The organism is Paenibacillus rhizolycopersici (genome assembly GCF_014947195.2).
GTDB lineage: Bacteria > Bacillota > Bacilli > Paenibacillales > Paenibacillaceae > Fontibacillus > Fontibacillus rhizolycopersici.
Genome location: NZ_JADCNN020000007.1, coordinates 116,132 through 140,735, shown reverse-complemented (window position 1 = coordinate 140,735; position 24,604 = coordinate 116,132). Strand labels below are relative to the sequence as shown.

The 24,604-nt window shown below is 49.8% G+C and carries 23 protein-coding genes and 2 riboswitches; of the genes, 6 read left to right on the top strand and 17 right to left on the bottom strand.

From position 1 onward, the window contains the following. The first annotated feature begins 145 nt into the window (after positions 1-145). The gene (locus IM700_RS10065; RefSeq protein WP_193417402.1) at positions 146-421 is read left to right on the top strand and encodes a type II toxin-antitoxin system prevent-host-death family antitoxin; all 276 of its coding nucleotides are present in this window, start codon (positions 146-148) and stop codon (positions 419-421) included. Next, positions 405-710 (top strand): type II toxin-antitoxin system RelE/ParE family toxin, encoded by a 306-nt coding sequence (locus tag IM700_RS10060; RefSeq protein WP_193417401.1) that lies wholly within the window; start codon positions 405-407, stop codon positions 708-710. The genes IM700_RS10065 and IM700_RS10060 overlap by 17 nt, the downstream gene beginning before the upstream one ends. Positions 711-933: 223 nt before the next feature. Here IM700_RS10060 and IM700_RS10055 read toward each other — a convergent pair whose 3' ends face one another. The 9 genes from IM700_RS10055 to IM700_RS10015 all read right to left on the bottom strand — a co-directional run bounded on the left by IM700_RS10055 (position 934) and on the right by IM700_RS10015 (position 9,894). Next, the gene (locus IM700_RS10055) at positions 934-1,311 is read right to left on the bottom strand and encodes a cupin domain-containing protein (protein ID WP_193417400.1); all 378 of its coding nucleotides are present in this window, start codon (positions 1,309-1,311) and stop codon (positions 934-936) included. Between the two features lie 240 nt (positions 1,312-1,551). After that, complete coding sequence (locus IM700_RS10050; RefSeq protein ID WP_193417399.1) at positions 1,552-1,947, bottom strand: hypothetical protein; 396 nt, start codon at positions 1,945-1,947, stop codon at positions 1,552-1,554. 172 nt (positions 1,948-2,119) lie between these two features. Further along, positions 2,120-3,145 carry a restriction endonuclease gene (locus IM700_RS10045; protein WP_193417398.1) on the bottom strand — a complete coding sequence of 342 codons (1,026 nt, stop codon included), beginning with the start codon at positions 3,143-3,145 and terminating at the stop codon, positions 2,120-2,122. Between the two features lie 153 nt (positions 3,146-3,298). Then, positions 3,299-3,805 carry an HIT family protein gene (locus IM700_RS10040; protein WP_193417397.1) on the bottom strand — a complete coding sequence of 169 codons (507 nt, stop codon included), beginning with the start codon at positions 3,803-3,805 and terminating at the stop codon, positions 3,299-3,301. Positions 3,806-4,041: 236 nt separating this feature from the next. Next, complete coding sequence (locus IM700_RS10035) at positions 4,042-4,557, bottom strand: GNAT family N-acetyltransferase (RefSeq protein ID WP_193417396.1); 516 nt, start codon at positions 4,555-4,557, stop codon at positions 4,042-4,044. Between the two features lie 714 nt (positions 4,558-5,271). Beyond that, on the bottom strand, positions 5,272-6,420 hold the full coding sequence (locus IM700_RS10030; RefSeq protein ID WP_239483763.1) for a tyrosine-type recombinase/integrase: 1,149 nt from the start codon (positions 6,418-6,420) through the stop codon (positions 5,272-5,274). A gap of 130 nt (positions 6,421-6,550) precedes the next feature. Continuing rightward, positions 6,551-7,336 carry a succinate dehydrogenase iron-sulfur subunit gene (gene sdhB, locus IM700_RS10025; RefSeq protein ID WP_193417395.1) on the bottom strand — a complete coding sequence of 262 codons (786 nt, stop codon included), beginning with the start codon at positions 7,334-7,336 and terminating at the stop codon, positions 6,551-6,553. 12 nt (positions 7,337-7,348) lie between these two features. Further along, positions 7,349-9,094 (bottom strand): succinate dehydrogenase flavoprotein subunit, encoded by a 1,746-nt coding sequence (sdhA, locus tag IM700_RS10020; RefSeq protein ID WP_193417394.1) that lies wholly within the window; start codon positions 9,092-9,094, stop codon positions 7,349-7,351. Positions 9,095-9,222: 128 nt separating this feature from the next. After that, on the bottom strand, positions 9,223-9,894 hold the full coding sequence (locus IM700_RS10015; RefSeq protein WP_193417393.1) for a succinate dehydrogenase cytochrome b558 subunit: 672 nt from the start codon (positions 9,892-9,894) through the stop codon (positions 9,223-9,225). A gap of 284 nt (positions 9,895-10,178) precedes the next feature. On the opposite strand from IM700_RS10015, the gene IM700_RS10010 reads away from it, so the two are divergent. Next, the gene (locus IM700_RS10010) at positions 10,179-11,090 is read left to right on the top strand and encodes a LysR family transcriptional regulator (protein ID WP_155606205.1); all 912 of its coding nucleotides are present in this window, start codon (positions 10,179-10,181) and stop codon (positions 11,088-11,090) included. Positions 11,091-11,117: 27 nt separating this feature from the next. Here IM700_RS10010 and IM700_RS10005 read toward each other — a convergent pair whose 3' ends face one another. The 3 genes from IM700_RS10005 to IM700_RS09995 are packed head-to-tail and all read right to left on the bottom strand — an operon-like array spanning position 11,118 to position 14,427. Continuing rightward, on the bottom strand, positions 11,118-12,365 hold the full coding sequence (locus IM700_RS10005) for a cation:proton antiporter (RefSeq protein WP_193417392.1): 1,248 nt from the start codon (positions 12,363-12,365) through the stop codon (positions 11,118-11,120). 39 nt (positions 12,366-12,404) lie between these two features. Then, the gene (locus tag IM700_RS10000; protein WP_193417391.1) at positions 12,405-13,067 is read right to left on the bottom strand and encodes a potassium channel family protein; all 663 of its coding nucleotides are present in this window, start codon (positions 13,065-13,067) and stop codon (positions 12,405-12,407) included. 16 nt (positions 13,068-13,083) lie between these two features. Further along, positions 13,084-14,427, bottom strand: coding sequence for a TrkH family potassium uptake protein (locus IM700_RS09995; protein ID WP_193417390.1), 1,344 nt, complete (start codon positions 14,425-14,427; stop codon positions 13,084-13,086). Between the two features lie 66 nt (positions 14,428-14,493). Continuing rightward, positions 14,494-14,663, bottom strand: a riboswitch (cyclic di-AMP (ydaO/yuaA leader). A 350-nt stretch (positions 14,664-15,013) separates the two neighbouring features. Here IM700_RS09995 and IM700_RS09990 point away from each other — a divergent pair. Then, complete coding sequence (locus tag IM700_RS09990; RefSeq protein WP_193417484.1) at positions 15,014-16,732, top strand: CPBP family intramembrane glutamic endopeptidase; 1,719 nt, start codon at positions 15,014-15,016, stop codon at positions 16,730-16,732. Here IM700_RS09990 and uvrC read toward each other — a convergent pair. Both uvrC and trxA read right to left on the bottom strand, forming a co-directional pair. After that, complete coding sequence (uvrC, locus tag IM700_RS09985; RefSeq protein ID WP_239483780.1) at positions 16,689-18,506, bottom strand: excinuclease ABC subunit UvrC; 1,818 nt, start codon at positions 18,504-18,506, stop codon at positions 16,689-16,691. The two genes, IM700_RS09990 and uvrC, sit on opposite strands and share 44 nt — an antisense overlap. A 144-nt stretch (positions 18,507-18,650) precedes the next feature. Next, entirely contained in the window at positions 18,651-18,968 is a 318-nt protein-coding gene (trxA, locus tag IM700_RS09980) for a thioredoxin (protein ID WP_193417388.1), read from the bottom strand. Between the two features lie 267 nt (positions 18,969-19,235). On the opposite strand from trxA, the gene IM700_RS09975 reads away from it, so the two are divergent. Further along, positions 19,236-19,391 (top strand): YqzM family protein, encoded by a 156-nt coding sequence (locus tag IM700_RS09975; RefSeq protein WP_155606199.1) that lies wholly within the window; start codon positions 19,236-19,238, stop codon positions 19,389-19,391. A 100-nt stretch (positions 19,392-19,491) separates the two neighbouring features. Here the strand turns inward: IM700_RS09975 and dnaI are convergent, their stop codons facing one another. The 3 genes from dnaI to IM700_RS09960 all read right to left on the bottom strand — a co-directional run bounded on the left by dnaI (position 19,492) and on the right by IM700_RS09960 (position 22,409). Next, on the bottom strand, positions 19,492-20,445 hold the full coding sequence (gene dnaI / locus IM700_RS09970) for a primosomal protein DnaI (RefSeq protein WP_193417387.1): 954 nt from the start codon (positions 20,443-20,445) through the stop codon (positions 19,492-19,494). A 35-nt stretch (positions 20,446-20,480) separates the two neighbouring features. Next, positions 20,481-22,028 carry a DnaD domain protein gene (locus IM700_RS09965; RefSeq protein WP_193417386.1) on the bottom strand — a complete coding sequence of 516 codons (1,548 nt, stop codon included), beginning with the start codon at positions 22,026-22,028 and terminating at the stop codon, positions 20,481-20,483. A 207-nt stretch (positions 22,029-22,235) separates the two neighbouring features. Next, a complete protein-coding gene (locus IM700_RS09960; protein WP_155606197.1) occupies positions 22,236-22,409 on the bottom strand; it encodes an anti-repressor SinI family protein in 174 nt (57 codons plus the stop codon). Between the two features lie 39 nt (positions 22,410-22,448). Continuing rightward, positions 22,449-22,533, bottom strand: a riboswitch (cyclic di-GMP riboswitch). Positions 22,534-23,013: 480 nt separating this feature from the next. Here IM700_RS09960 and IM700_RS09955 point away from each other — a divergent pair. Then, positions 23,014-24,603 (top strand): ICP22 family protein, encoded by a 1,590-nt coding sequence (locus tag IM700_RS09955; protein ID WP_193417385.1) that lies wholly within the window; start codon positions 23,014-23,016, stop codon positions 24,601-24,603. Position 24,604: the final 1 nt, after the last annotated feature.

Genomic DNA, 24,604 nt, shown 5'->3' with positions numbered 1-24,604 from the left:
TGTCTGCTGATGCGTGAACAATGAACACATTGTTATAAGATGTCAGGGGCTTCCCTGAAATACCCAAGAAAAATTCTTTACTCAATGTATTATTTATCATAATTATGATAAAATTAATCGTAACAATATTCTTGAGGTGATGACCATGCCTACGATTCGTCCTATCTCTGACTTAAGAAACAATTTTAATCTTATCTCCGAAATTGCTCATCATGACGGTGAACCCGTTTTTATTACCAAGAATGGTCAGAGTGATCTTGTCGTGATGAGCCATGCTTTATATGAAAAACAACAAGCTTTAATTGAACTGTACCAAAAACTCGCTGTAGCTGAAAAACAAAGTAGCGAAGGTGTCCAGAAGAAGAGTCACTCTGAGGTGATGAAAAATCTAAGGAGTCAAATCCGTGGACAAGAAATATAAAATCGAGTACTTGCCCATCGCTGAAGAGGATTTATCCAATATCATCCATTACATCATGTTAGATAATCCTGATGCGGCTTTATCAATGGCGGATAAACTTGATCAATCCATATCTATTCTCGAGTTATTCCCGAATAGCGGTACGATTCCGAACGATATTCGGCTTCAAGTACTGAATTATAGAATGTTAGTTGTTGAATCTTATCTTGTCTTTTATGTGGTTTTAAAAGATACTGTCGAGATCCGGAGAATCCTTCACGGAAAACGAAAATACAACTTCCTGCTCTAACCCTCACATACGTGTCTTTCCCCTGATTTCTTATAACGTTCCCGTATCCACGACGTCCCACCACCTTAAGGTCCGTAGGACCAGCCGCGATGCGGTTAGGTGGTGCGGATGTGTCCCGGCAATCACTTCTCCGACTTATCTCCCGGGACCGAGGCGGCTTGTCCGCCGATGCGTGAACACATTGTTATACGACGGAACTTTGAATCCGCCCGCAAAAATCTTGTTACTCTATTATTTCTTCTAATAGTAGCTCTTCAGGACTTAATTGGTCTGACTCAATTACAATTGCACTCATTCCTTTTATAGTCATGACTTCGTGCCATTCCCCAGTTTCCCAGAAAGCCATTTGTCCTGATTGTATTGGTATTCGCAAGTTTTCTCTCCCGGTAATAAATCCTTCGCCAGCTACAACAATAAATAGCTGTGGACCATGTGCTTCATGTCCTCCAATAAGTCCTCCAGGGTTCATATTCATTGATGATATTTGAACTACATCAATATGACGTTCAAGTATTCTTAAGATAGGGGTTATAACAAGATTCTTACTCCCAAATTTATCAATACTTCTTCCAACTGACTGATCAAATCGAAACAATTTCATTCTGGATCTCCTAGGATTGAAGTGATTTGTTGGTTTTAATAACCAATCTTCGTTCTGTCGTATAACGTTCTTGTATTCACGAAACGACCCAGCCTTAGATAGCTCTTATCTTAGGCTGGGTCGTTTGTTGTCTGGGCTTCTTCCATGATTATACATCTGACAACCAAGGGGCGATAGCCCAGCTGCGTGAATACGTGTTATACGAAGACCTCAACATCGTTGAAATACTAAATTTATTCCTTAATCCCTTTTACTATTTCTCATTTTCATATATTCCTTAATCCTTATTGCTGTTAATCCGCGTCTTTTTCTATCATTGTTGGACCAATTATCCTCCCCATAAACCTCATAAGCTAATAGCCTTATTAGTTCTCCTACTTCTTTTTTATAGTAGTAATAAAAGTGTTTTAGATCTGTATTTCTTTGTCCGAAGTGTATTATTCCTTTGTATTTTGATTTAACTAAAAGTTCTGCATTGTCGTATTCTTTGATAAAACAATAATAGTCACCATATGAGTAGATCCATCTGTAGTGATATCTACTAACATCTATATTGATATCTCCTTCCTTTAAAGAGGGATGCACACTACCATCTCCTGAAAATAAATTTGAGGTTTTCGTATAACGTTTCTGCATTCCCGACGCCTCACCACCTTAAGGACCTTTAGGTCCGGCCGCGATGCGGTTAGGTGGTGCAGGTGTGTCGCCTGATTCTGCTTCACTGTTTTAACTTCTGGCGACCAAGGGGCCGTATGGCCCCGCAGTGGGAATGCGTTGTTATACGCTGTTACAGCCTTCTTCGAATTGGCTATCTTCTATATCTTTCTATTAATGATTTAATCTTTTCTCCATCAATAAACACAAGATTATTTCTAAGAGCGTGACTTTCTATTCCTTCCACAATCTTTTCTATTGCGTTTTCTTTATATCTACCTGAAATAGCAATTACAAATTTCGATATTCTTTGTTTAGATCTTGTATAAACATCATAAAAAGGCATTCTGAATGCATCGTTAGCTTGGCCTATTAACTCATCAATATCAGATCTAACACCACCTGAAACATCGCCAAACTTGACTTGCACTCCCCAATATTCATACTCATCAAATTCTGTCCTACGAGTAAAAACTATATCTTTACCATATTCTTTCTTTCCATGGTTATAGCGAACATTCGAAAATCCCATCCTTCTTATAAGAGGGATTAATAAGGATACCGTAAAGTCGGCCTCATTCCTTGCTTGAGTAATTTCTTTAAAAGGCGAATTAAGTGTAATATCTGCCGCACCTTCAATTTCCTTAATTACCTGTTCAGCTTGTTGAATAACCGTCTCAAGTAATTCACTTTCAAGTTTCATTGAATATCTAAGAAAGATGTAATCACCATCATCTTCGTAAGAATCTAGGGCAATATCTGATACTTCCTTCTGTCTTTCAGAAATAATATCTCTTTTGGTTTCCATATAGAGTTTAAAACCAATTGGTCCATCCCAAATCTTACGCCTTCCTGAATCTTCAAACTCAACGACAACAGTATTTCTACTCTCCACTTCTCTAGTAATTGTATAAGGTATTGTATCAAGAAAGATAATTTCATCCTGTATTTTTTCACATATTTCCATCCTATATAGTGGATGGAGTTCATCAATTCTTACTCCGGAAACTACTGATCTGGGTATAACAAATTTATATTCATCATCTTCCACATCAAATTCGATTCCATTTATCACAATAGATGAGTAATCCTTTTCTTCTCCAATATATTCAAGCATCATTGAAACCTCCCAAGAAAAATTTTTAATGAATTGCGGTAATTGCGTATAACGTTCAGGCATTCACGAACCCTCACTGCCTTAAGTGACCAACTGGAACGGCCGCGATGCGGTTAGGCAGTGCAGGGTTGTCCGCATGAAACTACTACTTTAGAAAATGCCTCTCGCGGACCGAGGGGCGAATGCCCCGATGCGTGAATGCGGTGTTAGGTGAAGTTACCCTGAGTTACTTACAAAATCCTTTAATCCTTTCCTTAAAGTGTTTATCCCATCCATGACCTCTAGCATGTTTGATTTTGTATTCATATTATTTCTTGCATGTAGTAAAACTGGTCTTAACGACTCTACCGAGTGACCAAAATCATACATCCATTCATATCTAGGAACCATCCAAAGATGAAAATGATGTGTTGTGTCCTCATTATAAAAATAGTAAACCTTATCTATTACCAAGCTCTTCCGCTGTTCACTTCTTATTTTATGGATTATAGAAATGTACTCTAGCTGTTCCTCCGGAGTTAATTCATCCATGCAGTAAATATGTCTTTTCGAGGCAATAATAACCAAGCCTTTTATCGGATAGGCAACATCTTGATGCACATGGAAATTTCTTGATTCATATATAACTCCTCCAGTGGGTTCAATAAGACCACTAGTAAGAGCACAACTTAGGCACTCTACTTCTACTGTCCTACCATCAGCCAATGTTACCTGTCTAGGCATTGCGCACCTCTTCTTTGTGTTTTTGGTGTTTCTATTAGATCGCATCGTAATTTCACCTAACGGTTCCGTGTTCACGACGTCCCACCGACTTAAGCCAGTAGGGCGGCTGCGCTTGCGCAGTTAGTCGGTGCGGATGTGTCCCGGAAATCGCTTCCCCGACTTATCTCCCGGGACCGAGGCGGCTTGTCCGCCGATGCGTGAACACATTGTTAGGTGATGTTAATGCCCTCTTCGATTTAGTTAAAAAATGCTTTTGGGTATTTTAATTCCCCTTTTATTTCCTTTAGTTTTCCTTCTTCTACTTCATATACCATGAAGACTTCATCAGGTACTTCAAATTGCTTCAGGTCCAATCCATGCTTTCTAGCTGGTTGAAATCCGAGTCTAGGGTAGTAACTAGGATGACCTATTAATAAAATGATGCCATACCCTAGGGTTCTACATCGTCTTATACCTTCCTCGATCAATCTACTGCCAATACCTTGCTTTTGACGATTAGGTTTAACTGCTATTGGAGCCAGAACAATAACTGTATATGCATTTTCGTGATCTTCTACTTTTGCTTTGCTTAATAACAAATGACCGACGATTTCGTTCTCCATCTCTGCGATGATTGATAACTCTGGTATATACTCATTAGATTTTCTTATTCTTTCGACTAATTTTGACTCATCTTCTCTGTTACCAAAGGCAAGGTAATTCAATTTATATACTTCGTTGAAATCTCTCTCAGTCTCAGTTCGAATGATCACGATAAAAACTCCATTCAAGAATTTATGGTTTTATTCGCATTGCATTAATTTCACCTAACGTTCTTGTATTCACGAAACGCCCCAGCCTTAGATAGCTCTTATCTTAGGCTGGGGCGTTTGTTGTCTGAGCTTCTTCCATGATTATACATCTGACAATCGAGGGGCGTAAGCCCCGCAGCGTGAATACGGTGTTATAAGATGTCCCCGACCACGAAGCATTGACTAGTTCACTTGTCTTTTGACATTGTTTCTTTATTAGGTATTTGTGAAGATATGTATTTTAGTCTATGTTTATCAAATAGTTTTTTTTCGTACGAAATTATATATTTTTTATCCTCCTCTAGCAGTTTAGAAATATCGATAGATAATAATACTGTTCTTACTCGGCTACTTAAATTTACTACAGTTATTTCATTCTTACTTACATTCTGTATGGTAACTGCTTCAATAGTTGAAATACTGTATGAATTCCAAAACACGAATAATACTACAATTATAAATATTACAATTCCACTTCTTTTATATGCTTTTATTGCTTATCGCTCCTTTCAGTTTTTTCATTAAGTATTATCGGGGATTTCTTATAACTCCTCAATCTCTGCCCGTCGCAAACCTCACCTCATTCAGGTGATTTGCGCCCCCCGTTATCACTCCCTTAATTATACCTCCATTTCTTGATTTTGTATTTTCAATTCTGCATCCCTATTGAATAGGCTACTCCCCTCTCGGATCACGATCACGTAAAATACGATCCAGCGGACTCTGGATTCGTTTCAGATTCTTGGTGCTGACGTGGGTGTAGCGTTCGGTGGTGGAAGGGTTGGCGTGGCCCAGCAGCTCCTGGATATAACGGAGATCGGTGCCGTTTTCGAGCAAATGGGTAGCAAAAGAATGACGCAGGACATGAATGCCGACCTGCTTCATGACGCCCGAAGTTTGCAGGGCTTCCTTAAATACTTTTTGCAAGGAACGCTCATGCAAATGGCTCCCCGGATGCTGCCCCGGAAATAACCACAACGAGGTGGAGAGTCGCTCGGCTTTCACATATTTTTTGATCATGTCCCATGCCGTTTGCGACAGTAACGTGTGTCTGTCTTTTTTGCCTTTTCCTTGCCGGACTCGAAGGATGCCGCGTTCCGGGTCGATATCCGTGATCTTCAAACGGACGACCTCGCTCACTCGCAGCCCTGAGGCGTAGGCCAGATACAGCATCGTGCGGTGCTTCAGATTCGTCGGCGCTTGGATAACGCGCAGTACTTCCTGCTCTGATAGGACATAGGGCAGTTTTTTCTCCTTTTTCGGTCGGATATATTTCGTCTGTTCGGAAGGTTGCTTGAACACCTCGACGGCCAGAAAACGCAAAGCACTGATCGCTTGGTTGACATAGGCTGGAGAATGTCCTTGCTCAAGGAGCTGCAGCGTATACTGTTTTGCACGGGACGAATCGATGATCGCAGATTCAAGTTCCTCTTCTTTGAGGGTTCCTGGACCTTTCAACTCCAAATAACCAGCCAAGTTCTGCAAATATCGCCGGACATGGCCGCGGTATGCTTTACTCGTTTTGAGGCTATATCCTTTTAACTTGAGTGCAGAGGTCAGCATCCGTTCCAATGTGGGCATGAGTTGCTCATCCTCCGTTACTTTGGGGGATACGGTGAGTCCATCGAAAGTAATCTCCGTTTCCGGAAAGCATTCGGCCAATTGTCGAAGTTTCTCCTCCGTGCAAGGAAACCGCCAGAACTTCCCGTTAGGATCCCACTTCCCACCCCCAATCGCACGCAGCTTATCTACACCCTCTCTTGAGAACTCCGCCAGTTTCACGGAAACCTGATCATATTCGATTCGATGAATATGAATGTACATCCCTGATTCCCTCCTATTTTCTGTCTAACACGAAAAAAAAAGAGACAGCCCTCTCTCGAGGTCTGTCTCCGATTCTTTCAGATGAAATGCGGATCCTTTTTCGGTATCTATCAATCCGGGTCCGACTTTATTACTGAGTGAACCACGTTTTAAACATATGTTTCGTGGTCGCTTTGTTCATTTCAGCGATGGAGGTGGTCAGCGGGATGCCTTTCGGGCAGGCACGGACGCAGTTTTGCGAGTTGCCGCAGCCTTCGATACCGCCCTCCTCCATCAGCGCTTCCAGGCGCTCATCGGCGTTCATCTCGCCGGTCGGATGCGCGTTGAACAGGCGCACTTGGGAAATGGCCGCCGGTCCCATAAAGTCCGTCTTCTCGTTAACGTTCGGGCAAGCTTCCAGGCAAACGCCACAGGTCATGCACTTGGACAGCTCATACGCCCATTGGCGCTTCTTCTCCGGCATCCGTGGGCCTGGTCCGAGATCGTACGTGCCGTCGATCGGAATCCACGCTTTCACCTTCTTCAGCGCGTTGAACATCCGGCTGCGGTCGATGACCAGGTCGCGCACGACCGGGAATGTCCGCATCGGCTCAACGCGAATCGGCTGCTCCAGGTTATCGATCAAGGCTGCGCAAGCCTGGCGTGGTTTGCCGTTGATCACCATCGAGCAGGCGCCGCACACTTCCTCCAGGCAGTTAGACTCCCAGCAGACCGGCGCGGTATTCTCGCCTTTCTCGTTCACCGGGTTCCGCTGGATTTCCATCAAGGCGCTGATCACGTTCATGCCGGGACGATAGTCGAGCTCGAACTCTTCCGTATAGGATTTCGAGTTCGGATCATCCTGGCGCGTAATGATGAATTTGACTTTTTTGGCCGTAAATTTTTTGGCCGATACATCCGTTTCCGCCATTGCCATGGGGTTCCCCTCCTATTTGTCCTTCGAGTAGTCGCGAATCCGCGGCGGGATCAAAGAGACGTCGACCGGTTCATACGAAATCTGCGGGCCGTCCGGCGTCCAAGATGCTTTGGTGGTCTTGAGGAATTCCTCGTCGTTCCGATCCGGGAATTCCGGTTTGTAATGTGCGCCCCGGCTCTCGTTACGCAGCAGTGCACCCAGCGTCATGGCCTCGGCCAGCTCCAGCATGTTCCACAACTGACGGGTAAACGCCGCTCCCGTATTGTTCCAGCGAGACGTATCGTTGATGTTGATGTTCTTATAACGTTGCTTCAATTCTTTGATTTTGCCGATGGTCGCTTCCAGTCTATCGTTATGACGTACGACCGTCATGTTCGCCGTCATCCATTCGCCGAGCTCTTTATGGATCACATAAGCGTTTTCCGTGCCGTTCATCGCCAGGATGCCTTCGTATTTCGTCTCTTGCGCCTTGCGAGAGCTTTCGAATACGGCTGGGCTGAGGTCTTCCGTCGATTTCTTCAAGCCGCGGAGATATTCCACCGCTTTCGGTCCTGCCACCATCCCGCCGTAAATCGCCGAGACAAGCGAGTTGGCGCCAAGCCGGTTCGCCCCATGGTATTGGTATTCGCATTCGCCCGCTGCGAACAAGCCGGGAATATTCGTCATTTGATTGAAATCGACCCACATGCCGCCCATCGAATAATGGACCGCCGGGAAGATTTTCATCGGAATTTTGCGCGGGTCGTCGCCCATGAATTTCTCATAAATCTCAATAATGCCGCCGAGCTTCACATCAAGCTCTTTCGGATCCTTGTGGGACAGGTCGAGATAGACCATGTTTTCGCCGTTAATGCCCAGCTTCTGATCCACGCACACATGGAAAATCTCCCGTGTCGCGATATCCCTCGGTACGAGATTGCCGTAAGCCGGGTATTTCTCCTCGAGGAAGTACCAAGGTTTACCGTCCTTGTAGGTCCAGATCCGTCCGCCTTCGCCGCGCGCCGATTCCGACATCAGCCGTAGCTTGTCATCGCCGGGAATGGCCGTCGGGTGAATTTGGATAAACTCGCCGTTCGCATACGTCACGCCTTGCTGATACACCGCACTGGCCGCCGTCCCTGTGTTAATGACCGAGTTCGTCGTTTTGCCGAAAATAATCCCTGGCCCCCCCGACGCCAAAATCACGGCATCCGAAGGGAACGTCGTGATTTCCATCGAGCGCAGGTTCTGTGCCGTAATCCCGCGGCAGACGCCTTCATCGTCCAGCACAACGGAGAGGAACTCCCAGTTTTCGTATTTGGTGACCAGCCCGGCTGCTTCATGGCGGCGTACCTGCTCATCCAATGCATACAGCAGCTGTTGTCCGGTCGTCGCTCCGGCAAACGCCGTACGATGGTGCTTCGTCCCGCCAAACCGGCGGAAATCAAGCAAGCCCTCCGGCGTGCGGTTGAACATCACGCCCATCCGGTCCATCAGGTGAATAATGCCGGGCGCTGCCTCACACATCGCCTTAACGGGCGGCTGGTTAGCCAGGAAGTCCCCGCCGTATACCGTGTCGTCAAAATGCTCCCAGGGCGAGTCGCCTTCCCCTTTCGTATTGACGGCTCCGTTAATGCCGCCTTGCGCGCACACCGAGTGGGAACGTTTCACCGGCACGAGCGAAAAGAGCTGCACCGGCACGCCCGCTTCGGCCGATTTGATCGTAGCCATCAGGCCGGCCAGGCCGCCGCCAACGACGATTAAGCTTTGTTTAGCCATTCTATTTCAACTCCTAAAAGTTTTGTGAGCGTTACATCAACGAGTTCACTACGAACAAAACTTGCTTCGTAAGCATCCGCTTCGTTTTGTGAGCGTTACATCAACGAGTTCGACCTTCAGATATTAACCTAAGCCAACCAAGCCTTCGCCGTCTCAAGCAATGCCGTACCTTCCGCCTGGAACTCGGCCCCGCGGAAAGCGAACAGCGACCAAACGAACATGACGGCGACGATAACGAACAAGCCCATGCAAATATTAGAGGATACGCGCTGTGCTCGCGGCCCCACCGTCACGCCCCAACTGACGAGAAACGACCATAAGCCATTCGTCAAGTGGAATGCCGCAGACACAACCCCGATCACATACAACGTGAAGAAAATCGGATTGTTGACGATATCATGCATCACACCGCCCAATTCTTCATGCGTGACATTACCTAGCGCCACCTGAACACGCGTTTCCACTACATGCCAAATGACGAAGACAAACGCGATGACGCCGGTAATCCGCTGCAGTAAATAACGCAGGTTGCGTTCGGTCGGGAACCGTCCGTTGTTTGGCTTCGCCTGAAATGCGATATACAGTCCATAGACTCCGTGATACAGGAGCGGCAGCCATATCCCGAAGATCTCCAAAAAGAGTACGAGCGGGAGGCTGTTTAAGAATGCCACGGCCTCCTTGAATCCTTCGCTCCCGCCTTCGACCGCCGAAAAGTTGGTGATCATGTGCTCCAGCAGGAAGAATCCCAGCGGAATGACGCCCAGCAGTGAGTGCAGTTTTCTGGAATAAAACCCTTTCATAAGTGCGTGTACCCCTTTCTCATTCCATCATCCGTTTCAACTTACACTTCTTCATTCAAGAATCGACCTTACGGGGCGCAGATATTGTATATGATAATTACCACACCGCGGTCGGTAAAACCCCTTTGTACCAAAAGTAACATGTGAACAACTTGTGTCACTTTTCATGTTACTCCTTTTTATCTTATAATGGAATTGCAATATATTTATTAATCATTATAACGAATTCACATATGCGTGCCTGTCGAATCATGTCATTCGCCCAGAAAAAGGAGGTCACCCCCATGCTGGAAGAACTGCTGGTGTTCACCACCGTTGTGGAGCAATCCAGTTTAAACAAAGCATCCAAGCTGCTGAACCTGTCCCAGCCGGCCCTCTCACGGAAAATTGTCAAATTGGAAGAGGAGTGGGGGGTCTCCCTGTTTCATCGCAAAGGAAAGAGGCTCGAGCTCACCCGGGTTGGCCAGGAGGCTTACCAATACGCGCTGGAGCAACGCCAACGCCATCAGAATTTTCTGCAGTCGGTATCCCGCTTCAAAGCGGCCGAGCGCCGTATCGTGACATTGGGCGCCAGTTTGACAACGATCCAAACGACGCTCCCGCCCCTCGTGACCGCGCTGATGGAGAAGTTCCCGGACATCGAGTTGAAGCTCGTCACCGGCAAAACTCACGAAATCGTCTCTTACGTCCGCGACAAAAAGGTAGATATCGGCGTCGTCGCCTCTATGGTGAACGAGACCGGCTTGAAATGCCTGCCTTTATTTAAGGACCACCTCGAGCTGGTCGTGCCCAAAGGGCATGCGCTGGCCGCTGCCGGGCAGAAACGCCGCCTCGTGATGGACGATTTGAACGGTCGGCCGATGATCGTCTTTTCCAAAGGGACTTGGTACCGCAGGCTGATCGACGACCTGTTTGGCCGCTACAGCATCCTGCCCGACATCCGTATGGAGATCGATTCATTTGAAGCGATCGTGCGCCTTCTGCCGATTTGCAAAGCGGCTGCCCTGCTGCCTAAATCGTACCTGCGCATGCCACTGCTGAGGGATAACGGTTTGCTCACCGTGCCGATTCCCGAGCTGGCTCAGACGCGCCGCGAAACCTGCCTTGTCTACGGCGACAAATCGGAGCTGACGAGCGAAACGAAGGAATGGATCTCGCAAATCCGCGAAACCCTCGTCAAGGAACTGCCGCTCTGATAACAGAAAAAACGCTGCGCTCCCGACTCAAGGCTTCGGGAGTTCAGCGTTTTTGATTTCCAAACCCAGCTTGCGGGCGACCCACCCGGTGGTGCTCGCCTGAATGAGAATCGTCAGCACGATCGCCATAAATGCGATCGCCGTAATGACGTTGGCATGCGCGATGCCCATGCCTGCGATCATACCGGACAACGCCGCGGGGATCACCCCCGTCTCACGTACCCAGCACATGAAGAGCAGCTCGCGCCAAGTCCATTTCACCTTACGGTCAGGCCAGGCACATAGCAGAATCGACAACGGTCTTGCCACGAACATCAGAATCAGGACGGCGCCAAGGCTTGGCCAGAAATAATGGCCGAGCGTGCCAAAATTCACTTGGCTGCCCAACAGCACGAAGATCAGCATCCGCATCATGACCGTGATATTTTCCGCGAAGGAACTCATTTCCGAATGATTTTCCTTCAAGGATAAACCAAAGGTCTCTGCGTTCCCCCAGATGACGCCGGCGACGAAGGTGGCCATAAACCCACTGACGTGAAGCAAATCACCTATTAAATAGGAAGATAAGGCACCTACGATCATCACGATGGTCGCGTAGCTTCTCAGAAATCCATGCCGGGCATGGCCGGCCAGGTATGTTAAGATACCCGAGACCACGAGGCCAACCAATATACCGCCCAACGCCGTTTTGACAAACTCCCAAGACATTGCGCCAAAGTGGAGTGACCCCCCGCCGGCTACCGCAGCCAGCAGCGAGAAAGTCAGAATGGAGCCGGTCGCGTCATTAAAGGCAGATTCGCTTTCGACCGTTTCCCGGACCCTCTCCTTAATCTTGACTTGCTTGAATACCGGAATGATAGAGGCCGGATCGGTCGAGGCGATCACCGCTGCCCCCAAGAAGGCAAAGATCCAATCGACCCCAAATAGGAAATGAATGCCCGCTCCGACCACGAGCGTCGATATCAACACGCCCGGCACGCTGAGCAGGGACAACGTGATCCAGACTTGGCGCAGACCGCTAAGCCGCAAATTTCTCCCGCCGTCAAACAGGATCAACGCGGATCCAACCGTTAGGATTAACTGGTTGACCAAGGAGCCACTGGATTCGTGGATCAGCTTAAGTCCGGGACCCAGCAGCATCCCGACGGCGATAAACACCGCAACATCAGGCAGTTTAAGCCAGGCGGCGATCTTTCCGGAGATCATCCCCACGCTAATCACGAATAAGATTAAGATCAAAAAATGATGAATCGCTTCAGTTGCCGACGATTCCATGACATGTCACGCTCCAACTAGAGAAAGATGAATTACTTATTATTGCGTTAGGATCGTCTCAAATTGCTCGATATTCTTCTTCGCTCCGATAATTACCATGATATCGCCTTCGGTCAACTGGTCCATGGCAGTTGGCGCCACAAGGATACCGCCATCGCGGTGGATGGCCACGATACTGCAGCCAAAACGGGCCCGCGGATTGAGGTCGCCGAGACTTTTTTGGTTTAGGCAAGCGGGGACGTTCATTTCTACGATACTGTACTCCTTCGACAGCTCGATATAATCCAGCAGATTGGGAGTGACCAGCTGATGCGCAACGCGAATCCCCATGTCCCGTTCGGGATAGATGACCCGGTCAACGCCCAGCTTCTCCAAGGCCCGGCCGTGCAGAACGGATATCGCCTTGGCCACCACGGTATTAATGCCTAAATCCTTGAGCAGGATCGCCGCCAGGATACTCATTTGGATATCGTTGCCGATCGCCACGATCCCGCAATCGAAATTGCGCACCCCAAGCGACTTCAGTACCTCTTCGTCCGTTGCATCGGCGACGACGGCATGCGTTAGGTGGTCACTCATTTCCTCGACGAGCTCTTCATTCCGGTCAATGCCCAGAACCTCGTAGCCCAAGTCCATCAGCTCCAAGGCCAAGTTGGATCCGAAACGTCCGAGGCCGATCACTACAAACTGCTGTTTTTTCATAAACGATAATTTCCCCTTATCCAATAATGATTTTGCCTTCTGGGTGGCGATACAACTCTTTCCCTTTCTTCGGACCAATCGCATAAGCAAGTGTCAGCGGCCCTAGTCGGCCGGCAAACATCGTGAAGCTGATAATAATTTTACCGATCACCGTTAGTTTCCCCGTCAATCCCATCGTCAACCCGACTGTGCCGAAAGCGGAAGTCGTTTCAAATAAGATCGATAAGAAGCTTGCGTCTTCTGTGGTAGACAACACCATCGCCACCGCCACAACAAGGAACAACGCAAGCAACGTAATCGTCAAGGCTTTGAAAATCCGTTCCTCGGCCATCCGGTACCGGAACAGAACCAGGTCCGTACGTCCGCGAATCATCGAACCAACCGCGCCGACCAGAATCGTAAACGTGGTCGTTTTGATCCCGCCGCCCGTTGAGCTCGGGGAAGCCCCGATAAACATCAAGATGATCATAAAAAATTGCGTCGCTTGTCGCAGCGCTCCGATGTCCAGCGTATTCGCTCCCGCCGTACGCGGCGTAACCGATTGGAAGAACGATCCCCAAATCTTCCCGCTCCAGCTGAGAGGTGCAAGCGTCTTAGAGTTCGTGAATTCGAAAATGAATACAACGATCGCCCCGATCACAATCAATGCTGACGTCATCGATAAGACCACTTTCGAATGCAGCGAAAGCTTCCGCCGCTTCCGAAACTCGAATACGTCGGACAGCACAATAAATCCAAGCCCGCCGGAGACGATCAGAAACATGGCCACAAAGTTAACGATCGGGTCAGCGACGTATTTCGTGAAGCTTTGATAATCACCAAACAAGTCAAAGCCCGCATTATTAAACATCGAGACCGCATGCCAAATCCCAAAGTACAAAGCTCTGCCAAACGGCATATCAAACGCCCAGCGAATCGTGAACAGAAGGGCCGCGCCGGATTCGATCATAAGCGAATACAACAGAACCTTGCGGATCAGCCTTACGATCCCCTCTACCGAATTTTGATTCATCGCCTCCTGGAGGAGGAGACGGTCCCTCAGCGAGATTTTTCGTTTGAGGACTAAGGAGAACAACGTGGCCATGGTCATAAAGCCGAGCCCTCCGACCTGGATGAGCAAAACAATGACGACTTGCCCAAAGGTGGAAAAATAGGTGCCGGTATCGACCACAACCAATCCCGTCACACAGGTTGCCGAAGTTGCCGTGAACAACGCGTCGATGAACGGCAACGTTTCCCCGGTCGTACTGGAGATCGGCAGCATTAGCAAGAACGCACCCAGCAAAATGATTAGTGCGAACCCGATCGTCAAGATTTGTGGCGGAGAAAGGCTGATTTTCTTAAAATGCAACTTGTTCACCTCATCGTTGTTATGAAAAAAGCACAAAAGAAAAAAGCACTGGAAATCCAATGCCTTTCGGTGTTTGGTTCCTGCTGCACAGGCCTACGAGGTTAGCTGACGGATTCGGACATGCACAGTTGCCCTATTCGCTGACACTTCCGCCGCTTCCTAGCCGGCTGCGCGAAGTTCTGCGAAATTCACCCCAAAAGATACGGTTCCCCCGTTTTCATTACGAAATTCGGCCGAGTTTCTTTTCAATTGTTTTCATTCATTTTTTCGTCAAATGGATTATATCCCTTATTTCCTTCCGCTACAAAGCCCTATTTTCATGAAAAAGAACAAAAAAGGGCGAAATGGAGGGGTAAAGGGATAAACTTCGCCCCGTATCTGAGCGATGCGAAAGCTTGCCGGAGTTATTGCCGTTTCTCGTCAATTTTGCCTCGCGTCTGGCGTAGGGGGGGCAGCTGTGTTATCTTTACTTTGACGTACTTGGGGGAAAATCATACCTCATCTATTTAAAGAGTACGTGTTTAAAAAGTGAATTTTACCAAATAAAAAAGGAGTTTTGCGAGTGAGTTCCTCTTTGAAACCAACTGGCCGCAGGATGAAAACGAAGAATCTGTGGTTGCTGGCCGCTCTCGGATTCATTGTGTTTATCGCCGTTCAGTTGTTCCCAAGCACCGATTCGGAATCGCTGCAGCTGCAGCAAGCGGATGAGGTCATCAGTAAAACGAAAGTAGCGGCCAGCGCAGCTGAGTTTGCCGGGTCTGTCTTAAACTTGAATCTGTCTGAACCTATGAAAGATAAAGCCTTAATTACATACGAAACACGTTCCGATTTGTTTGGTTATTTGACCAAAGCCGATCTGCTGGCCCCTTACTTAAAAACATATGAAAAGCAGTTTCCTTATGACGTGTTCCGCGTCCGTTATAACGATCCCACCGAAGCGCTAAGCGCTGTGACCGTCGATGTCCACATGACGACCGGCCAAGTCGTCGGCTTTGAGGAGATCGCTTCCTCCAGCAACGCGAACAAGCAGATGATGCTTGATTTGGGATCGGAAACCACCGATTCCATGAAGGCTTGGGAAGGCGATTTGACGTTAGCGGAGAAAGAACAGCTGGCGTTGCCTTTCCTGAACGCCTTTGGCTTTAAAGCCGGCGATCTGGAGCTAGCCTCCGGCGAAGGGGATATCGGCCTTCAATATCTGATCAAAGGCTTCGCGTTAGGCGATTCGCAAGCGCAAATCAAGCTGAGTTACGAATACGGCGCCGTGTCCTCGATGGAGAGTTATTTTACCGTACCGCAGGCGCACACGGACTACGTAGTCGGGCAAACGAAAATCGCCAATTGGCTCACGTATGCCGGTTACGCCCTGTTGACCTTCGTGCTGGCGATCCTGGCCATCGTATACAGCGCGATGACGCGGGCCCATACCTCGTTTAAACGCGGGATCTTCCTGGCAGCGGTCTACTTCGTGTTATCCACGTTGGGTACGATCAACATGATGCCGGTCTTTCAAAAAGACGGCCTCGAATCCGGCGTGCTCATATTCGGCTTCTTCTTCCAGGGGCTGGTCACGTTGTTCCTCGCCGCTTCCGTGTATTTCTCGCTGGTTGGCGGCGACGGACTGTGGCGGAAGAACGGGATCAACCTGTGGCCGCGGTCGCGGGAGGAAGGGTACGGCCGTTATGTGCTGACCTCGATGGCTGACGGCTACGCCTGGGCGTTGATCCTGCTGGGAGCCCAATCCGTCGTCTTCTTCATTCTGGAGCGTACGATTCATACGTGGTCGACAACGGATGCCACACAATCGCCGTACAATATGGTGTATCCGTTGCTGCTGCCGCTGCTCGCATGGGTAGCAGGGATCGGAGAAGAAGCGGTCTATCGCTTGTTCGGGATCCCGATGCTGAAGAAAATGTTCCGCAGCACCTTCATCGCCAGCCTGTTGTCGACCTTGATCTGGGCGTTCGGTCACACGTTGTATCCGATTTATCCGGTGATTTCTCGCCCAATCGAGTTGACCTTTATTGGACTGTTGTTCAGCTTCGTGTTCCTGCGTTATGGCTTCGCCGCCGTCGTCTTCTCGCACGTCGTCTTTGACAGCATTCTAATGTCGTTGAGTCTGATGTTTATGGGCGGAGCGCTGAACATCAGCGCCGGAATATTCTATATCGCCCTGCCGGCGATCGTAGCTTATGTCATTTACCTGTTCAACCCGCCGAGTAAGGAACGGAAGACCCCGCCGCAGCAGCAGCAAAAAGAGGAGCCGTTTTTCACGACTCCTCTGGCGGATCCTCGTCCCGAAGGGCATTTATAATCTCGTGGGCTAATTTTTCCCCGATAGAGAGAGGCCGAAAGTCTTCGACGGAGGCCTCTTTTATTTTTTTCAACGAACCAAAATGCTTCAACAGCGCCTTCCGGCGTTTCTCCCCGATCCCCGGGATCGCATCCAGTCGCGAAGTAACCATCGACTTGGCCCGCTGTTCGCGGTGGAACGAAATGGCGAAGCGGTGCACCTCGTCCTGAATCCGCTGCAGCAAGTAGAACTCCTGGCTGTCGCGCGGCAGATAAACCGGCTCCGGCGGATCAAACGCCATGAGCTGCGCCGTTTTGTGCTTGGCGTCTTTGACGAGACCGCACACGGGGATGAAGAGCCCCAGCTCGTTCTCCAGCACGTCAGTCGCGGCGGAAATCTGCCCTTTGCCTCCGTCGACCACGATCAGGTCGGGACGCGGGAGGTTCTCCTTCAGCACTCGCTCGTAACGGCGGCGGATGACTTCGCGCATCGTCTCGTAATCGTCCGGTCCTTGCACGGTTTTTACTTTATATTTCCGATATTCCTTCTTGGCCGGTTTTCCGTCAATGAACACTACCATTGCCGAGACCGGGTTCGTCCCCTGGATGTTGGAGTTATCAAACGCTTCGATGCGCGACACCGACTCCAGTCCGATCGCCTTGCCGAGGTTCTCGGCGGCCTTCGACGTCCGTTCCTCGTCCCGTTCAATCAGACGGAACTTCTCGTCCAACGAGACGCGTGCATTCTCCTCGGCCATCTTGGTCATCTGCCGCTTCAAACCGCGTTGCGGCACCAACGTCTTGACGCCAAGCCACTCCTGCAGGGCGGTTGGGGCATCAATCGCAGTCGGATCGTCTTGATCCTCCGGCTGCTCCGGCAGCAGGATCTCTTGGGGCAGTGCCGGATTATCGCTGTAATACTGGGTCACGTAGGACATGAAATCGCCGTAGGCATCCCCGTAGAACGGAAAGACCGACGCATGCCGCTCGATCATTTTCCCCTGGCGCATGTATAGAATCTGCACGCACATCCAGCCCTTATCCACAGCGTAACCAAATACGTCGCGATCCTTCGCGTCGTTCACCGTAATCTTCTGCTTCTCCATCAGCGCATCGATATTGATGATTTGGTCGCGTAATTCCTTCGCCCGCTCGAATTGCAACTCTTCGGCCGCCTCGTGCATTTTACGTTGCAGCTCTTTTTTGATCTCCTCATGCCCTCCGCTAAGGAACGAGGTGATTTCCTGAATCATCGTCTCGTACGTTTCCTTCGCCACCTCCTGCACGCAAGGCGCCAGGCACTGGCCGATGTGATAATACAGGCACACTTCCTTAGGCATCACGTTGCATTTGCGCAGCGGATACATGCGATCGAGCAGCTTCTTCGTCTGCTGAGCCGCGTACGCGTTGGGATACGGTCCGAAATATTTCGCTTTATCTTTAAGCACCCGCCGGGTAACTTCCAGCCGGGGATGCGGTTCATTCGTTATTTTAATATAAGGAAAAGTTTTGTCGTCCTTCAGCAGGATATTAAACCGCGGATGATATTCCTTGATCAGGTTACACTCCAGAATGAGCGCTTCCATGTTACTTCCGGTCACGATGTACTCGAAATCCCGGATCTCGGACACGAGCAGTTGGGTTTTTCCGTTATGACTGCCCGTAAAATAGGAACGAACCCGGTTCTTCAGCACTTTGGCTTTCCCGACGTAAATGATCGTACCTTCCTTGTTCTTCATCAGGTAACAACCCGGGGAATCGGGTAGCAGCGCCAGCTTGTGTTGGATTCGCTCCATCGCTTTCTCATAACTAGGCGTTTCGTTAGTGGGTGCGTCCAAGCTTCCTCCTCCTTTCTCCTCTCCATGTTAACGCAGAAAACGCCCCCGGCCCAAACCGGAGGCGTCATCCAAGGCGTCAAGCGACGCGCCTGATCGTCTGGATTATTGATGTTTAGAGATCAGGTTCTTCAACGTGTCCTTCGAGTTCAACCCGACGATTTTGTCGACAGGTTGACCGTCTTTGAACAAGATGAGTGTAGGAATGCTCATTACGCCGAAACGGGATGCCGTTTCCGGATTGTCATCCACGTTCAGCTTGGCGATCTTCACCGAGTCGCCTACTTCCGAAGAGAGCTCCTCCAGAATCGGAGCGATCATTTTACAAGGACCGCACCATGGAGCCCAAAAATCAACAAGAACCGGACCTTGCCCTTCGATTTCCGCGTTGAAGGACTGATCGGATACATTCACGATAGCCATGATAACTTCCTCCTTATTGGGGTTGCCCGTCCCGTACAAAAAAACGAGTTCCCGAGCAACTGGATAGTTGGACAAAAATGATGCAGACAGCCTGGAAAACAGCTGCCGAACCAATTATACCATACACCACTGAAAAAAAGAAAGTGCATGATAACGCCTTCTTTACAAAGTGAAAAGGGTTTGGTTATACTAAGAATAACCTGAAAACGGATTGTCTATGACATCTTTCATTGACGAGACGATTATTTCCTGAGGAGGCCCGTCGCCATGGATGCTAACACGCATGCGAACGATCCGCGGCAGCACATCAACGAAGAACCCCGCAACGATTTGTTTGATTTGATGAACGGCTTTTTTGGCATGTTGACATTGATGGCCGTGATTTTCTTCGGTATGGTCATCATTAAATTTATCGCCAGCTAAGCTGATTTGGCGGTAACAAGACCGCGAAACGGACGAAAGAGCCGGGCGTTTCCCTTCCAAGGGAAGCCCGGCTCTTTTTTCTCTGCCGTGAATGACACCTCTACGCCCGTCCTCGTTTATTCGTCCCGTTCACCTGCACGACGTCGACGAATGGGGCAATCCGGTCCATTAACCGTTGGCCTTTATGCCGCTCTTCCCCATCCTTGCTCGTAAAGCTCAAATGCTTCTCCAGCGCGTTCAAGGAATAATTCGAGGTATAGAACGTCGGCTTACGGTTCATCCGGTAATTCAGGATCGCGCCCATCACATGGTCGCGCGCCCACGGATTTAAGTTCTCTGCGCCGATATCGTCAAAGATCAGCAGGTCGACCTGCTTCATCATTTCCACGGTATCCCGCAGCTTATCGCTGTCTTGCAGCATGCTTTTCAGATCTTCCACGAATTCCGGCATATAGACGATAGCTCCAGAATACCCTTCCTTCGCCAGCTCGTGCAGTAAATAACACATCAAGAATGTTTTGCCTGTGCCAAATGGACCTTCCAGATACAGTCCTTTCGTTTGAAGGCCAGACTCCTTCGTAACTTCAATGTAGCGAAATAATTGTCCGACGGCTGGAGCCCTCAGGCTATCCTTGGCCATAATTTCGACCGCATTGTACCCTTCCTCCAGCGCACGCTCATCCACATAGAAACTGTGAATCCGCTTCTTGACGGACAACTCGCGCTCATACTGAAGTTGCTTCTGGCAAGGGACCTGCCGATCCACCAGCTGCGGGCTGCCGCCCACCTGTTCGACCGTCAATTTCGTGAAGTGGCCGGGGAAGTCGTTGGGGCAGTTCGCAAGTCCCGGGCAATTGGCACAGTGCTTGCTGTCGTTTACATATTGATAAAGCTTAGCCATTCCGCGCGTCAATTGTTCCTGTCCGAGCTCCGGATAACGATTTCGAAGTTCCAATACCAGAGGGTCATTAAATAGACGCGCAGTCAGCTCCTCCGAGCGTTGTTTTAATTGCGTATTTTTCATCTGCGTAAGTATTTCCCCAAGGGATTCCATCGCGGTGTTTCACCTTCCCCCAAGCCCGAACGGATTCAGACTTCTTTTTTATGCTTTCCGGACTGCATGCGTTCCGCCATCTTGATCAATTCGGCAAATTCCTCTTCGGACACGGCGGTTTCCGCGCCGGTTCGCTCCACAATCGGAATTTCCGGCTTCGGCTTGGCCCCGCGGCCCCCATAGGTCCGCGCACGCCCTCCACTGGAAGTGCTGCCAGCCGCTTTCTCCTTCACCTTCTCCTTCACCTTCGACTGGTCACGGATATATTGCACCGCCTGCTCATACGTACTGATCTGCTTCAGCAGCATGTTGGCGGCGATCGCGTCGATGAAGTTACGGTTAATCCGTTGCTCTCCGCCCGAGGTAAGCAGCGACATCAAATAATGAATAAGTACGTTGATCACTTCACCGGGCAGCTTATAGTTCAAGTCGATCTTCTCAAAGATATCCAGCAGATTGTCCGGAATCGTCCCCGGGAAGAACGTCTTGAGCAGCCGGGTATACGGCTCATTTCGAAGCATCATATTATATTGGTGAATATCGCACTTGCTTTGGAACTGCGGCGGTACCTCCACATAATACTCCATTTGCACCGCAACTTCTTCCGTTACATTCCCAGAGGAAGAAGCAACTGCTTTCGGCTCTTCCCCGCGCAGCGCGACGATTTTGCCGTAGGCGACCTCGCGCTCCTCCTGCCGCCGCTTCCCCTGCCGGAACTGCAGATTGGCGATGTGCTGGAGGGCATCCAGCAGAATAGCGCCGCCTGGATCGAAGACACCATCTTCATCCAATAGCCTGCATAGATCCTGGATGCTCAGCTCATATTTGCGAGCGACAAAATTGACCACGCCCATCCCTTCCGGATCAAACCGAAGCGCCTCAACGAATGCCCGATTCTTCGATTCTCGAGGGAACCGTAGGATGATATCGGCGTAATTGATCGCTTCCTCCTCCTCTAAGGCCAACTTGAGACCCGGCTGTCTGGCCATCGACGTCTCGGCGATGGCCTGCTCCAGCTCATAATCGATGGAATGCGTATTCAGCTCGAATATCTCATAGAACGGTACCGTGATATTTTCCTTGTTCAAGGCAAGTCCTGACCACGCCACCGGTTCCTCACGGAACAACTGCTCCCGCAGAGACAATACGGCGAATTTGCCTATCTTGTCCCGCAGCAGCAGGGTCAGATGTTGGGTCCGGAAAAATTCGGCCGGCGCCAGCGGGGCTTGAAGCTCATATTCGTACATATAATCGTCGCTGTCCGGGACATACAGCCGGTTCGTCTGAAGAAGGCCAACCGCCTCGAGACGCGATGTTTGCTCGATCAGGAATTTCCGCCCTTTCTCGCTAGGATCTAGACCCAGGGTCAGAAACAGCTTCCGCTGCTGCTCCACGTCCGAATATCCGACCTGCTCCAGAGGAACCTGGTCCGCCAGCAGACGATAAAGCGAAATGGCAAACGCTCCTACCATCGGTTGATAGACCAACCCTAGCATCTTGCCATCGACGGGACTGAGACCGAAGTCACGGTATACGCAGTAACGGTGATTTTCGGTAAAATGCAGCATGTTGTTCATGCGCACGGCTTCATCGCTCCTTCCCTATCACGCACAAATAGACTTCCTCTATTTTAGCATAAAAGACGAAGTCCTGAATCGCCCCCACCTTACAAAAATCGCCCTTTTTCCGCTTGCTCCGCACCGGGACAACGATTTACGCCAGAATAGACAAAAAAAGAACCGCCCCTCTTCCGACCTGGGACGATCCCTTACTCCCTCTTCCTGCGCAATCTATTCGTTATGTACATGCCATTCTGCTAAATGCGATCGATCTCCGGCCAAAAAGCGCCGAACCTCATCAATGGAAATTCCCGCCTCCTTGGCCGTGGCGAGCAAAACCACCCACTCCGGATCGACGTTACCGGGGTACCGATCATAAACAATAACCTGGGCGGACTTCTTCAACAACAATCTCCTCCTAAGATCATTATTTTGGTTTTGTCCCCAGGCAGTCCAGCCATCCTAGTATCACTACCTTAGATCTGAGACTTTGTGCCCCTGCTTTTCAACAGGTTTACCCTTAACTGGTGCTTTTGTTTTGGCCGTTGGATCACGGGCTCTTAAGTCAGCAAGCTTTCCTGGTACCTATTATAATGGCCTGGTTTTGAAAAGTATGTCACTCTGCGTAGTCCATCTAACCCGTTTTCGTCGAAAAGGTTAGCTTATTTTGTTTGATCGCTAACGATCTTGTCATTTACGGCAAAAAACAGCCGTCAGCTTGGAAACCAAGACTTTGTTCCTTATAGTGAACGGTTTCCTGTGAAATTTCACGCAAAATGGAGTAATTTAAAGAGAAATTGAGATAATCGTTCTTTATTGAGAACAATTCGTCGGATTTGCGATTTTCCTTTTTTCGATCCTATCAGGTATATTCGAATCACGGAATTCGTTCTCTATAACGAACGTGTTAACGAACAAATAGTGACTTACCTAGAAAGGAGCGACTATTCTGCGAAGATCTCGTGCTGAAGTAATCCGCAAATTACGCAAAAAGCGGAAGAAACAAAATATGGTCAAATCGCTGCAATCCGGATTAATTCTCTCAACCCTGCTCTTGTGGACTTCTCAGCAGGTCGGAACGACCTTTGGCGAATTCACCAGCGTGCGCGAGGACAACTCGGAAATCAAGGCTTGCCGCGTATTTCCGAGCCAAATCGAAAGCCAGCTTGCATTGTTGGCCGAGCACCTGGAACGGGCCGCTTCCTTAAAAGGAAAATTAATCGGCGCGACCCTGACCCGCGCTGCGATAGATACAACGACTCCGATCTCGGCTCCGGTACTCCCGGACACGGTCGCCCCCGCTCCACCGGCGGATCCATCCTCCACCGACGCGGTATTCTCTGGCGGCGACGAATCTGGCAGCTCGGAGGTTATCGCAGATTTCTCTGCGAGTCTGCAGATGGAGGCGGCCGCCGACGGGTTGTCGACGCGAATTAGCGAACTCAATGCCACGATTCAACAGCTGCAGCAGCAGTTGGCGTTAAATCAGTCTATTTGGCAGGAACTGGTGCAGGAACTCGCCGCCGCGACAGCCGTTATTCACGGGCTAATGACCTCGCTGAATGATTTGGAGCCCAATTGCGCGGAGATCACGCAAACGACGCTGCTTGATCGCATTGCCGACCTCCTGAAGGGCAGTGGTTTACTGTCCGGCCCCCTTCGCGGCACGTTGCAAGAGATCCTGAGCTACTTGCGTTCCATCCAGCCTTCCGATTTGTCGATCTCGAGCGATGGATTCGCTGCCGTTACTATCGCCAGTCCGTTTGCCGGGATGTCAACTTATGACGATTCGACCTTTAGCAATCCGGTTGGCGGGGAAGATCTCGCCTATTTTGAGAGCGTGCAAGCCTCTCTGGAGTCCGCCATCGCCGGTTTAACTTCCGAAATCTCCGGTCTCGAAGCACAGCGAGCCCAATTGTTGGCAGAGGCAGAAGCGCAGCGACTGGCCGAAATTGAACGGGTGAAGCAGTTGGAGGAACAGAAAGCCAAAGAAGAAGCGGAACAAGCCGATAAAGACCCAGCCAACCCGGATGAAAACGTCGACCCAAGCGGCGACGACAATCAATCTGGGGAGGGACAGCCGGCGGAAGAAACACCTGAAGGTGAAGCCCCCCCTACGGTGGGCGAAGCTGGTGACGGTGCGGTTCAACCTCCTGCAGACGACGAGTCATCGGAGGACGCAGAGGGTGATGCTGCAGACGACGAAGTTACGGACGACAACGCTACGGAGGATGGCGCAGTAGACGAGGCAGATGACGAAGGTTCCTCCGACGAACAACCGCCGGCTTCCGACGATTCGGTGGGACACGAACCTACTCCAGATCATCCGAACCCACCGGCAGGCGGTGACCCCGTTGCTCTTCCGCCTGACGTACCTGGAAGCAACGACACGCCGGTGCTGGAATCTCCGCTGCCGCCCGCGCAGCCGGATCCGTTGGACGATTTGGTCCTGACGAAACCGGAGGATGAACTCCCGGTCAACGACGATGACGTGACGGACGACGAGGATGAGGAAGACGAGATGGACGATGAGACTGTCGAAGACTCCACCCCGTCTGCGGTCCCTACTCCCGCAACTCTATCGAAAGCAGGTGAATAAG

Bases quoted from the DNA above. Each gene is read 5' to 3' on its own strand.
- IM700_RS10065 (WP_193417402.1), top strand. From the start codon at position 146: ATGCCTACGATTCGTCCTATCTCTGACTTAAGAAACAATTTTAATCTT.
- IM700_RS10055 (WP_193417400.1), bottom strand. From the start codon at position 1,311: ATGAAATTGTTTCGATTTGATCAGTCAGTTGGAAGAAGTATTGATAAA.
- IM700_RS10050 (WP_193417399.1), bottom strand. From the start codon at position 1,947: ATGCAGAAACGTTATACGAAAACCTCAAATTTATTTTCAGGAGATGGT.
- IM700_RS10045 (WP_193417398.1), bottom strand. From the start codon at position 3,145: ATGCCTGAACGTTATACGCAATTACCGCAATTCATTAAAAATTTTTCT.
- IM700_RS10040 (WP_193417397.1), bottom strand. From the start codon at position 3,805: ATGCCTAGACAGGTAACATTGGCTGATGGTAGGACAGTAGAAGTAGAG.
- IM700_RS10030 (WP_239483763.1), bottom strand. From the start codon at position 6,420: ATGTACATTCATATTCATCGAATCGAATATGATCAGGTTTCCGTGAAA.
- sdhB (WP_193417395.1), bottom strand. From the start codon at position 7,336: ATGGCAATGGCGGAAACGGATGTATCGGCCAAAAAATTTACGGCCAAA.
- sdhA (WP_193417394.1), bottom strand. From the start codon at position 9,094: ATGGCTAAACAAAGCTTAATCGTCGTTGGCGGCGGCCTGGCCGGCCTG.
- IM700_RS10015 (WP_193417393.1), bottom strand. From the start codon at position 9,894: ATGAAAGGGTTTTATTCCAGAAAACTGCACTCACTGCTGGGCGTCATT.
- IM700_RS10010 (WP_155606205.1), top strand. From the start codon at position 10,179: ATGCTGGAAGAACTGCTGGTGTTCACCACCGTTGTGGAGCAATCCAGT.
- IM700_RS10005 (WP_193417392.1), bottom strand. From the start codon at position 12,365: ATGGAATCGTCGGCAACTGAAGCGATTCATCATTTTTTGATCTTAATC.
- IM700_RS10000 (WP_193417391.1), bottom strand. From the start codon at position 13,067: ATGAAAAAACAGCAGTTTGTAGTGATCGGCCTCGGACGTTTCGGATCC.
- IM700_RS09990 (WP_193417484.1), top strand. From the start codon at position 15,014: ATGAAAACGAAGAATCTGTGGTTGCTGGCCGCTCTCGGATTCATTGTG.
- uvrC (WP_239483780.1), bottom strand. From the start codon at position 18,506: ATGGAGCGAATCCAACACAAGCTGGCGCTGCTACCCGATTCCCCGGGT.
- trxA (WP_193417388.1), bottom strand. From the start codon at position 18,968: ATGGCTATCGTGAATGTATCCGATCAGTCCTTCAACGCGGAAATCGAA.
- IM700_RS09975 (WP_155606199.1), top strand. From the start codon at position 19,236: ATGGATGCTAACACGCATGCGAACGATCCGCGGCAGCACATCAACGAA.
- dnaI (WP_193417387.1), bottom strand. From the start codon at position 20,445: ATGGAATCCCTTGGGGAAATACTTACGCAGATGAAAAATACGCAATTA.
- IM700_RS09955 (WP_193417385.1), top strand. From the start codon at position 23,014: ATGGTCAAATCGCTGCAATCCGGATTAATTCTCTCAACCCTGCTCTTG.